Source organism: Sporosarcina jeotgali, from assembly GCF_033304595.1.
GTDB classification, from domain to species: Bacteria; Bacillota; Bacilli; order Bacillales_A; family Planococcaceae; genus Sporosarcina; species Sporosarcina jeotgali.
The window spans coordinates 399,639-411,927 of sequence record NZ_CP116341.1 but is presented as its reverse complement, the minus strand read 5'-3'; the positions used below and the strand labels follow the sequence as shown (position 1 = coordinate 411,927).

Sequence of the window (12,289 nt, the reverse complement as noted above, 5' to 3'; positions counted from 1 at the left end):
TATGTATGTATGACGACGATGACGATACATTTTAAGAAATTCGAATCTCCGCTCTAACAAAGGTTCGTATAAACAACATTTTAAAAATGGTTTTCAAACAGAGAATACACTTACTATCTTCAACCTATGAGAGTGAATAAGCTATGCTTACCAACTCCTCTATTGATGAGAATCTTCATTATTACAACGTTGATTGAGTTATCTGGTTAGCATCTAAATTGTAGGTGGTACAAGTACTTAGCACTTAATGAAATTCTGTTCAACGAGCATCTTGCGAATGACTTTAAACAGTGATCAAAAACAGCACAAAGCCCTCTGACCAAGGGGTTGATTAAAGGGCACGTAGGTTATCTGATTATGTATGTAGATAATGAAGGGGATATATGGTATATGGACATTCGTGTTAATTGGTCCTCAGTAAAATGTACACTACAGCCGATATTATATTTGTTTATCGGCAAAAAAATAAACCCCTCTGAGCCTGCCAACATAAGAGTGGTTTATTCTCACCATTTGTGCGAAACGCCTTTAAAACGGATGCTATTTACTGACTAAACCCAGTGTGCCTAATCCACTCAGTTTAAACCGCATCCAATAATACTTTAAGTATAACATGTAGGATTATGACTGTCACGATCCATATGGTTAGCCTTCCATTCTATTGTCTCTGTCTGTAATCTTAAAATTTTCAAAGGTATGCAATTTTGAAATGAATAGTAGTGTTTAAATTGCATGTGGTCCAGTGCAGATTGCTTATCTCAAATTGTATATAATCCAGGTATTAACTACCAAACTCATTCAGTTACAATGGGTGTTATAGAGATAGCAAAGGAGGAAACCAATGAATATCTATATGCTTAAAGTCCACATAATAGAATGGATGCGCCATCTAGTTCACTTTATACTACTCTATTTCAAATCATCACAGGCAGTTCGTATGGAAAACATCGCTCTTAGAAGCCAGCTCGCGTTGTACGTTCAACGCTATGAGAAAGAAAAATTACCATCCCCTACGCCGACTTCGGTATTCCGGCAACTCTGGGTATTTCTTTCAAAGTATTTAGGTAACTGGAAAGGGCTGATCCTAGTTGTGCAACCGGCAACTGTCATCGGGTGGCATCGGACCGCCTTCAAATTTTATTGGCGAAAGAAATCGAAGAAATTAGGCAGACCTACCATTTCACCTGCGACCATCCACTTGATTAAACGTATACATAAGGACAACCCATTATTGTCACCGGAGAAAATTCATGAAAGGTTACTTGCTTTAGGGATTGAAAAGACGCCAGCTCCTAACACGATCGCCAAATACTTACCGACCACCAAGAAGCCACCTTCTCAAAGACAGCTGCAATCCTGGAAGACGTTCTTAAGCAATCATCATCACGAGTTGTGGGCGACTGATTTCTTCACCATTCCCACATTAAAATTCCAAGTGCTGTATGGGTTGCTCATCATTAACCATCAAAGCCGGGAAATTGTCTTCTTTGGAGTTACCACTAATCCAACAGCTGAATGGACCATCCAACAATTCCGAAACGCAACACCTTTCGGCAAAGTCCCCAAGTATTTGTTACATGACAACGACCCAATTTTCCGTTCAAAAGCGTTTCAATCATTTCTACAATCATCGGCAATCGTTTCGAAGAAAACCGCCTATCGATCACCCTGGCAAAATGCGTACGCTGAAAGAGCCATTGGAATAGTGAAGAGAGAACTGTTGGATCATATCATCCCACTCAATGACAGGCATCTACATTCACTGTTACGGGAATACATCAGCTATTACAACAATCATCGAACACATCAAGGCATTAATGGCAAAACGCCAATTACTTCACTTGCCTATCTACCGTCCTCAGTAGAAGAAACAAAACTGGAATCAACATCTCTATTAAACGGTCTTTATCACTCTTACAAAAAAACTGGTTAATTCCATTACACTAAAATTTAAAAAATATCCTGTGAAAGGCTTATTTGTCATGCCTTTCTTTTTTATAGTCACTTTACGAGCATATTCTTTTAGCGAAAAACCAATTCGGTTTCTTATATCTACTAGTCAAAAAGAAGATCTAACCAGTGAATTCTTAGGGATTTCTGTGCGGGTTTACTTTTTAAAGGCGACACCCAACGAATTTTGCGAGTAAATTCGTCGGATGGACTTTTTGAAGGCGACAGGTGTTGAGTGTACGGGTTAGTTTCTTTCATGGTTTCTCCTCCTAAATTAGAAAACGTCCTCACCCGGTTGAATGGATGAGAACGCTTCGTGTATTCAGGATTATAAAATATATTTTCAAATCCAGTTGGTACGGTTGTGAAATCAAAAGAAAACCCCTCTAACCGTTACTCGATTAGAGGGGTTCTACTTCATTCACCTGTCAAATTGTCTGACTAGTGCTTGGTTTTTGTGGTCCGCAGTAGTATGCTTTTCTAAATCTCTATTACTTAACTGTAATAGTAGTGTTACCCTTTAATGCATTTCCTTCACCATCAGCAGTTACAGGAGAAGTTTCAGTACCGACTTTAAGAGTTGTTGCATTTCTCAAGTCATATACGACTCCATTTTGTGCTGCTGTGAATGAACCAGTAGAGATTAGGATATCTGTACCTGCAAGGTATCCAGCCACACCATCTACATCGATGTAAAGCGTATCATCTCCACCACCGTAAGCTAAATTCGCACCTTGGTCTACTAATTGGTTAACAGTTAATACATCTTTACCTGTTTCCCCACCAGTACCAGCAACAAGGTTAAGTTGTGCAGAGTCTACAACTTTACCGTTTAGAGTTACTTTTAGGTCAGTAGCTGCAATAACACCCGCTAATGCTTCAGTGTAACCTAAAGTTAAAGACCCGTTAGTGTTTAGTGAAGCAGTTTTAAGCTCAGGCATAACATCGTCAACTAAAGCAACTGTGTTATCCACAAACATACTAGCCACATTGCCAGCAGTATCTTTAATACCAGATACATTTAGAGCGTAGTCTCTTGATTTAGAGATAGAACCAGCTGGTAAATGTAAGTGAATTACATAGTTAGGAGCAGTTCCAGTAACAGTTACATAAGTACCTGTTGGAAGTGGAGCTCCATCCAAACGATAGTTGTTTAAGTTGATTGCACTTGAGTTATCAAGATTAGCTTCAGTTACAGCAACTTGAATTTCATTGTTTGCAGCAGGAGTAGCAGAAACGATAACTGGTTTTACTGTGTCACCAGAAGTGTTCGTGCCAGCTTCTACATTAAATGTGTTTACTGAAGAGTTACTGCTGTTAGTTGCAAGGGATAGGTCAGCAGCTACCCCACTTGGTAAACGCAAAGTGAATGAAGAAATGTTTGCTGCAGTAGTTATAGTTGTATTTAATGGAATAACTAACTCAGTATTATCATTAGGGTTTACTTGAGCAGCTGTCATTTCTGCATTTGTTAAATAAGTTGAAGTAACATCGTTACCATTATTATCAATTAATTTAAGAGTTCCAACTGTTGAAACAGCTTTAGAAACTCCTTCGTTGAATTTAACAACAACAGCACCGTTTGTTAATGCAACTCCTCCATAAGTTGCTCCAGTAGTATCTGCTTTTTTGAAGCTTGCAGATGCAACAGAAGGAGCTGTAGTATCTTCAGATATAGAAACTACACGGTTAGTAGTATTTAAAGTGTTTCCAACAGAATCTTCAATAGAATCTGTGAATACTAGAGTTCCAGTAAATACACCATTATTGAATGGTAAAGCAGGTGTATTATCTAGAGTGATTTGGAATACACGGTTGCTAGTATTAGCTTTTGGTGTTACAGAAACAATGTTTGTTGGAGCAATGTTAGTGTAATTTCCATCTAGTAAACGTACAGAAGTATTACTTAGAGATGATGTTTTCATAGCTTTGTCAAAAGTTACTTCCACTAGATTATCTCTAACAACCTTCACATCGCTAATAGTTGGAGCTGTAACGTTAGAAGCAACTGTAACAGAAGTTTTCACTGGGTTTGGAGTCAAGAAGTTTCCAGAAAAATCTTTGAAGTTCAATAACTCAACTTCATAAGTTGACCCTGAAGCAAGGTTTGCACCAGTTGTAACTGTTAATTCAGTCGGGTTGCTTCCTGGAGCAACAGATGCCGCTACACCGTTTACTTTTACAACACCAGACGTTGCTACAACTGGCTCACTGAATTTCAAAGTAACGTTGTTTGTAGTTGTTTTTGCTGAAGCAGAAGCAGATACAAAAGTAGGAGCTACACTGTCACTTACAGAGATAGTGAAAGTTTTTGCTTCAATTGCTTCCTTAGCAGCAGTTTTCACTCCATCAACTGCGAATTTAAATGGAGTTGCAGCACCACTGATAGAGAATGAAGTTTCGATATCATTAGTCGTAGTAATTACTACAGTTTTACCATCTTCTTGTAGTTCAGCAACAGCTGTTGCATCTACAGTAGATAATTTAACCGGTGAAGCATCACCTGTACGTTGAATAAAGTATAAATCTTCATTCTCAGCAGTTGTTTTATCAACTGCAACGCTGAACTTAACTTCAACTTGTTTAGCGTTAATCGCCATTACAGATTCAACTGCTACAGAACCTGGAGCTACAGGATCTTTAGTTATAACATTTCCATCTTTATCAAGAACTGTACCTTGAGGAGTCAAAGTAACTTTCTTTTCATTTTGGAAAGCTTCTTGAGTTTGACCTGCAGTTGTAAGTTCAGTAGTAGTTTTAAGAACTAAGTCTAATCCTTTAAAAACCATACCATTAGAAACGATAAAGAAATTAGCATCTTTAATAATAGCCTTTTGTTGAACTTTTGTTAGTGCTTTGAATTGAGTAGTAGTGTAAAACACTCCTGTTTCAATATTGTAAAGACCAGTTTTTGCAGTTGGGGTTTCAGCGGCAAACGCGGCAGCAGGTGTTAAAGCCGATGCAGCCAAAGCAGCAGTCAATGTTAGCGATAAAGCTTTTTTCATGTAAATACCTCCATATAATTAATGCGTTTTTTTGAATAAACCTTAAGTCTAAAGGGGCTATGCTGCCCCTTTAGACTTTTGGGTAAGTGCAGATTGAATTAGTTAATTGTCATAGTGATGGTAGATGTAGCAGTTTGTGCTTTACCATCTTTATCCGTGATTGTAGCAGTTACTTTATTAAAGTTTCCAAATAACTCAGTAGCAGCAATTTTGAAATTGTATTTTCCATCAACAACAGCAGTTTTAACTGTTTCAGTTGGATCAGCACCAGTGAATGTCAACACTACTTCTGAAGCAGTAGAGTTTGCAACTGTACCAGCAATATTGTATTCAGCAGCACCAAGGAACTCAAGACCTAATTGGTTTTGTGCAATTCCTGTTGCAGAAGTGATAGCAATTGTTTCATTTCCAACTGGTGGTGTTACCGGTGGTGTAGTACCAGCATTCGGCAATACATCTACAGCTACATCTTTAGTAGCAAGAACAGCTTGGTTGTTGTCATTGCGGACTGCGAATGTGATGATACCTTTTGATCCAGCTTTAACTGGAAGACCAACATAACCATTTACAGCATTGCTGATTCCAACGTTGCTCATGTCTTTAGTGTTAGTAGTTACATAAGCATAAAGAGTTCCTAGGTACTCATCGCTGTCAACGCCTGTTCCAGGGTTGTATGATCCGTTGTCGTTCTTATCAAGGTAAAGACGACCTGTGTTATCAATACGTACTTTGTTTACTGGAGAGATGTTCAACGCAATACCATTCACAACATCGTCTGAACCTGCAGCAGCCGGTGTGATATCAAGAACGTCTTTGTAGTTAACTTGCTTGATGTAGTTAACTGTTGGAGCAGTCTTCCAGTTCACAGTTTGGATGCTAGCAGCACCAGAAGTTACTGTTACAGATACCTGGTCAACCAACTTGCCGTCCTTATCATAAACAACTACGTTTGTAGTTCCAGAAACCTTGTTGTTAGCTGGCTTAACTTCTAGCTTAGCGTTTGTAAGAGTCGCTTCGCCATTTGTGTTGCCATTAACAGTTACGATTTTGCTGTCGAATTTCACTTTGTAGCCAGCGACATCAGCAGTGCTGATATCTCCATTGAATAATCCTTCAGAAGTGTACTGCTTCAAAGTATAGTTAGCAACTGTGTCACGCTCATCGAATGTGTTGATGATGTTATCTCCATTGAATGTGCCGCCTTTAATCATTGTTGATACTTTGTTGTTCACTTCAGTAGTTTGAAGAGTCAACGTACCGATGACGTTATCGTTAGCATCCTTGTAAATAACAGATCCAGTTTGTCCGCCTTTAGCAACATCGAATGTGTGCTGGATGACGCCTGTTCCGAATGTAGTAGTCGGAGCAGTCTTGAAGTCAACGCCTTGCGGGAATGATACTTTTACTGTTCCAGCAGTTGGAAGGAAGTCGTCACCATACTGGTCAGTTACAGCTACTTTGAATGTTGAGAATCCACCAACGATTGGTTTAACAACACCAGCGCCTGCAGCTACAGCTGTAGGTACACGCTTAGCACCTGCAACAGTGATATCGCGAGTTACAGTTGCGTTACCATATTTGTAAGTAATAGTTGCAGTTCCAAGACCAACAGCTGTTACTTCGTTGTCTTTAACAGATAGTACTGCTTCGTTAGAAGAAGTTACTTTTACATCCTTAAGGTTTTTAACGCCGACGATTGTCTGGCCGTTTCCAACGTAGAATGAGTCGATGACTGCTGTTTCACCAACAACCAAAGTCTTGTCAATTTCCATATCTTTGTTTGCATTGTTAACCAAAGTCAACTCAGTTGAAGTCGTTGCAGCGTTATCCAAGTTACGGACTTCGATTTTAGTCATTTCAGATGTTAGGATAGTAGAGTCTTTTGAAACTACTGCCTGTACATAGTAATCACCGATTTTTTTGATAGTCTTCAATTTGCCTGTCGTGCTTGAAGTAGAACCGTCAAACAATTCAGTTGTCGGTTTCATATCCTTATCATAAGCAGTGAACTTAACTTCATAGCCAGCTGTGTTCAAGTAATCGATGTCAGTAGCAACGCCATCGATCATTAGAGTCAAGCGCTGGTTAGCAGTATCGTCGTCATATACTTCAGATTTAACTGAAGCTGCTTTAGGTCCGAAAGTATAAGTTACTTTGAATTCTTTTGTTTCTTCACCCAATTTAACTTTTACAGTCGTTGCTTTGTTAGGTGCCAATTCACCAGTCAAAGTTACTGTAGCTGATTTACCGTCAGCAACTGGAGTTACAGAAGCAACGCCGTTACCTTCAACAGTGATGTCAGCAGCTTTAAGTCCTGTTAGGCCAGCACCTTTAAGCATAAGTGTTTTTTGGTTTGTAGCGTCAACAGAAGTAACATCTGCTGCTACGTCTGGAACTTCGATTAACTCTTTAAGAGCGAACAAGAACTTAGCGAAGTCTCCGCGTTTGATGTTGTTTTGTGTACCGAATTGTTTAGCATTGATACCGCTAGTTACTTTGTTAGCAACTAAAGCGTCAACTGCTGCATCATAACGGTCAGATACATCAGAGAAATCATTTTTAGTAGTTCCAGCTTCAAGCTTGAAAGCTTTTTGAAGCATAAGAGCCGCTTCTCCGCGAGTTACGTTGTCTTCAAAGCCGAATTTAGTAGTTGTTTTACCGCTGATAACTCCAGCAGCTTTCAAAGAGTTGATTGCTAAAGCACCGCGCTTAGGTACATCAGAGAACCCAGCAGCTGGAGCTTTTTCATCATTCAAGTTAGCTGCAGCAGCGATCATGATTGCAACGTCACCGCGTTTGATTTGGCTGTTGATGCCAAATTGAGTTGCAGTTAGACCTTGTGCGATGTTGTTAGCTACTACGAATTCTACAGCCTCATTATAAGAAGCAGGTACGTCCGTGAATGCAGAAGTTGTTACGTTAGCTGATGCCACTGGTACGATTGCCGAAGCGACCAAAGTAGCTGTTGCAGCAGTTGCTACAAACTTTTTGTAAGATTTTGATTGTTGAGCCATTGTGTAGTATTCCTCCCTGTTTTAGGTAATCCAATTTCATCGGTGTTGCCACCAACGGTGAAACACAGTTTAACTATACCACCACTTTCTCTATAAATCTACAAATCTTCAAAAAGATTTCAAGAATTACAGACAAATTGCAGTATCTAAACTCTTATTCTATTATACATAAGTCAAAAACGTTTGCAACCTGTATGTGGTAACTTTAAACATTTCTATTCGATTACAATTTGGGACTTATATTGCCACCACGGGACACTGCTGTGACAGTAATAAACAGAGATACTGACAGAATGCATATAGATCACACATAATCTATCATCTTTCAGTTTGTATATTCCCACTCAACTCTAGAAAAATAAAAACAGCCTTGAACCGATTCAAGGCTGTTTTTATTATTTTTTATAATTCTGGACGTATATCTCCATCCCGGGATACAACCGTCACAACCGCCAGCAAGAACGCCAGCCAAATCGAAACAGAAGGTGCTGTCAGCACATGACCCGCTGTATAACTGATACCAATTCCGATCAAGAACGAGATTCCTGTGAGAATGCTGAAGTAATTAAAATTTTGTTTGAGGTTCATAACCAGTTTCACAATGAAACTTCCAGCAAACCATATAATCGGAGCGACCATATAAAGGAAGCCAACTATTCCGAATGAGAAGAACCAATCATGGAAGTCCATTTCAATCATCTTCAATGGTTTGTGAGGTTCTGGTGCATCATAGTTTCCGGCGAAGCCCATTCCGAATAACTTCTGACTGATCGGTGCATCTTTGAACTGTTCGACATAATTCGCTTTATAGGTTTCCCGGCTGCTGAATACTAGATTCTCAAATTGTTCGCTTGAGATCAGCGGTTCCTCGTCTTCCCCGTCTTCAGGAAGAATTTCGTTGCCATCCGCGTCGAGTTCGACAGGCGGCTTTTCTAGGGAAATCCCGAGAATGTCGAGATGTGCATACATATTGCCGAATACTGGTGTAAACGGTGTTGCTACGATCAGGACAATCAATAGAAGCAACGAGACAAACGAATTGGCTTTGACACGTTGTCGAGCCGGGTATTCTTTTGTCGTAATGAGTAACAGCAGACTTCCGAAGAAGATACTTAATAAAACGATCAGGATCCCGCCATAGCCAACTTTCGTTCCGAGCCCGAGCATTGCGATAGATAGCAATACAAATGGCAGCCAGTGCAGCAGCTTTCTAGTTGTCGTTGTTTTATAGACTGCAAAGAGTGCAGTGATCGGCAGCAACATCGACATCGAAGCTCCGATTTCGTTCCCCGCATAGAACCAGCCGGTCCACCCTTCTTTCGAGCGGGCATAGTTTGCCATGCTCGTTCCAGTGAGATGAGCGATGATGAATACGACGCTGATTGTGAGTGATGCAATCAGGAAATAGTTGATGAGCTGCCGTGCGTTGTCGGAGCCATCTTCTTTTTTCATTGATTCTAGTAATAATATGAAACCGAAGAGTAATACATGGAAGTAGACGACTTTGGTGTAGTAGGTCAGCTCTTGCATGATGTAGAACGGTTCTTTGACGGTGTATCCGACGATGAAGTTGATGATGACGAATACGGCCAGACCTGCTAGGTATAGTAAGTAAGTCCGCGCGCGTTTGCTTTTCCGTGATTCGTTGACGATCCAGATGGCCATGATGCCTAGGTATGCCAGGCGTATGATGACGCCGAGTGTCAACGGAAGGTCGATGAACAAGAGCGACGCTGTCGTTAGTACGTCGATGATCGGCTGGATCATGACGAAGGCGACGAGCGCGAGCATGATGTTGTGTCGGTTAAGTTCCATTGGGGCAGGTTCCTCTTTCGTATATGGTTTAGTTTAATCTTCTTCTATATAAGATTAGATGATTGCAAGTTACTTAGTTGATCGGAGCGGAAGGCGGCGACTCCGGAGGGATCAGCGAAGGCTGAAGACCCCGCAGAAGCGAAGCGCCGAGGAGGCTGAAGTCGAGCCCCTCGGAAAGCGTCCGCCTGCAGCGCAGATCAACGTGCTAATGAAATTTAACTCTCGCACGGGATGCCGGGTCCCGTCACAATTCGCAAAGAACGCAAATGGTGTCGGGACCAGGCACCCTTGGAGTTCAGTTCTTTGAGTTACCTAGTACGTGTGTGCGGAAGCCGGCTTGTTCCCACTTTGTACGCTCGATGCAGTTTTTGGCGTCGATGAGGAGTTTGTTCTTCATGAGTTCGCCTACTTTTGCCGGGTCGAGTTGTTTGAAGCTGTCGTGGCTTGTTAGGATGACGACTGCGGATGCGTCTTTTAGAGCTTCTTCCAAGTTTTGAGTTTGCTCATCGATGTTGTTGACTTTGATGTGCGGGTCGTATGCTGAGACAGTTAGGCCTTTTGCTGTCATCTCTTCGATGACGTCGAGTGATGGACTTTCGCGCATGTCGTCGATGTTGCCTTTGAAGGCTAGTCCTAGTACAGCGACTTTCGGATGTTCGGCATTCAATGCGGACAACAGATCTACAGTGAGTTGTGCTGTGTATTCCGGCATTCCATCGTTTGTTGTACGGGATAGGTGGATCAATTTTGCGAGTTCTGGATTTAATTCAACGAGGAACCATGGGTCTACTGCGATACAGTGACCGCCAACACCAGGGCCTGGCTGGTGAATGTTGACTCTTGGATGGAAGTTCGCGAGGCGAATGGCTTCCCAGATGTCTACGTCGATTGTTTCTGCCAGTTTCGCGAGTTCGTTTGCGAATGCAATGTTGACGTCGCGGTATGTGTTTTCCATTACTTTGACGAGCTCCGCCGTTGTATCGTCTGTTTCATGCAGCTGCCCTTTAACGAATGAGCGGTACAGTTCAGACGTTGCACGCGCAGATTCTTCATTCACTCCGCCGATGATCCGGTCGTTTGTGACAAGTTCTTCGAATACTTTACCTGGGATAACTCGTTCAGGTGAATGGGATACGAGAAGGTCTGTGCCGATTTCAAGTCCTGTCGGGACAAGTTCCGGGATTACGATATCTTGGACAGTCTTTGGTGGGACTGTTGATTCCAAAATGACGAGGTTCCCTTTTTCGACAAACGGCGCAATGGATTTTGCTGCAGAGCGGATATACTCAAGGTTTGCTGTTTTGTCAGGTTTGATTGGTGACGGAACTGCAAGAATGAAGACGTCTGCTTTTTGCGGTGTTGTCGATACTGTCAACATGCCGCTGTCGATGGCTTCATTCAAATACTCTTGAAGTCCATTCTCTTCTATATGTAACTCTTTGTTGCTGATTTTCTTTACAACAGGTTCGTTGACGTCCATTCCGTGAACTTGGTGGCCGTGGTTGGCAAACATTACGGCAGTTGGAAGTCCAATATAGCCAAGACCTACGATACAAATGCTTTTTTTCATTGGAATTTGCCTCTTTCCTTCATTATAAGTTGTTGGATTAATAGTTGTTGGATTAATAGTTGTTGAATCACTGTGATTTATCAGTTAGTACGCGTACTAGAAAACGCGGCAAGTTGAGCTGCCGTTTGATGCGTTTCGGATCACTGCACAGGCGGTAGAACCATTCTGTGCCCGTTTTCCTAAAAAAGGACGGTGCCCGTTTGACAGTTCCTGAGAACACATCAAAACTGCCACCGACTCCTTGAAAGACTAGGACGTTACGGAGCCGCTCCATGTTGCGGCGAATCCATAATTCTTGTTTCGGACTTCCGAGTGCTACGAATAGGATGCGTGCTCCGCTGTCGTGTATGCGCTGTACGAGTGCTTCTTCGTCTTGTTCGTAGCCATCCGTCATGCCTGCAATCGGAATTCCCGGGTAGTCTTTTTGGATATTGGCTGCTGCTTTTTCAACGACTTCTTTCTTTGCGCCGTATAGATAGATCGGCTGCTGGTCGTCTTGCGCGAATTTCAAGAGCCGCGCCATCATGTCTACCCCAGTCACGCGGGATGTAATCGTGCCTTTTTTCAATTTCGACGCAAGCAAAATCCCGACGCCGTCCGCAATCTGGAACGTAGCGCCGTTGATGAGGTCGCGTACTTGTGGATCTTTCTGCGCGGTCATGACCTTTTCGGGGTTGACTGCGATGATTGTCGATTGTTCGTTTCTGCTGATGCGCAGACAAATTTCTTCTATGATTCCTTCGTATGTCAAAGGCGACACGTTCACGCCTAAGTAACTCTCTTTCATCTCCGGGTGCCCCCACTCAATTGCTACTTTCAATTGTCTTAGTATATCAGAAACCACAACAGCTTGCACAGCCTGTTCAGATAGTGCTAAAATTAGCCCGATAGTGTGAACAACTGGGATAATTATTTACTACTATAATGGGATTACT

General features: G+C 41.8%; 6 protein-coding genes. 1 reads left to right on the top strand and 5 read right to left on the bottom strand.

Translation table 11 applies throughout. From position 1 onward, the window contains the following. The first annotated feature begins 841 nt into the window (after nt 1-841). On the top strand, nt 842-1,933 hold the full coding sequence (locus PGH26_RS01995; protein WP_323692366.1) for an integrase core domain-containing protein: 1,092 nt from the start codon (nt 842-844) through the stop codon (nt 1,931-1,933). 508 nt (nt 1,934-2,441) lie between these two features. Here PGH26_RS01995 and PGH26_RS01990 read toward each other — a convergent pair. The 5 genes from PGH26_RS01990 to PGH26_RS01970 all read right to left on the bottom strand — a co-directional run bounded on the left by PGH26_RS01990 (nt 2,442) and on the right by PGH26_RS01970 (nt 12,141). Then, the gene (locus PGH26_RS01990; protein WP_323692365.1) at nt 2,442-4,955 is read right to left on the bottom strand and encodes an S-layer homology domain-containing protein; all 2,514 of its coding nucleotides are present in this window, start codon (nt 4,953-4,955) and stop codon (nt 2,442-2,444) included. 98 nt (nt 4,956-5,053) lie between these two features. Next, nucleotides 5,054-7,969 carry an S-layer homology domain-containing protein gene (locus PGH26_RS01985; protein WP_323692364.1) on the bottom strand — a complete coding sequence of 972 codons (2,916 nt, stop codon included), beginning with the start codon at nt 7,967-7,969 and terminating at the stop codon, nt 5,054-5,056. A gap of 402 nt (nt 7,970-8,371) precedes the next feature. Next, nucleotides 8,372-9,784: an O-antigen ligase family protein gene (locus PGH26_RS01980; protein ID WP_323692363.1), complete on the bottom strand. Its 1,413-nt coding sequence runs from the start codon at nt 9,782-9,784 to the stop codon at nt 8,372-8,374. A gap of 295 nt (nt 9,785-10,079) precedes the next feature. Next, nucleotides 10,080-11,354, bottom strand: coding sequence for a nucleotide sugar dehydrogenase (locus PGH26_RS01975; protein ID WP_323692362.1), 1,275 nt, complete (start codon nt 11,352-11,354; stop codon nt 10,080-10,082). A 67-nt stretch (nt 11,355-11,421) separates the two neighbouring features. Continuing rightward, nucleotides 11,422-12,141, bottom strand: a complete 720-nt coding sequence (locus PGH26_RS01970) for a WecB/TagA/CpsF family glycosyltransferase (protein WP_323692361.1) — start codon at nt 12,139-12,141, stop codon at nt 11,422-11,424. Between the last annotated feature and the right edge of the window lie 148 nt (nt 12,142-12,289).

Coding starts and splice junctions, on each gene's coding strand:
- PGH26_RS01985 (WP_323692364.1), bottom strand. CDS start 7,969: ATGGCTCAACAATCAAAATCTTACAAAAAGTTTGTAGCAACTGCTGCA.
- PGH26_RS01990 (WP_323692365.1), bottom strand. CDS start 4,955: ATGAAAAAAGCTTTATCGCTAACATTGACTGCTGCTTTGGCTGCATCG.
- PGH26_RS01970 (WP_323692361.1), bottom strand. CDS start 12,141: ATGAAAGAGAGTTACTTAGGCGTGAACGTGTCGCCTTTGACATACGAA.
- PGH26_RS01995 (WP_323692366.1), top strand. CDS start 842: ATGAATATCTATATGCTTAAAGTCCACATAATAGAATGGATGCGCCAT.
- PGH26_RS01980 (WP_323692363.1), bottom strand. CDS start 9,784: ATGGAACTTAACCGACACAACATCATGCTCGCGCTCGTCGCCTTCGTC.
- PGH26_RS01975 (WP_323692362.1), bottom strand. CDS start 11,354: ATGAAAAAAAGCATTTGTATCGTAGGTCTTGGCTATATTGGACTTCCA.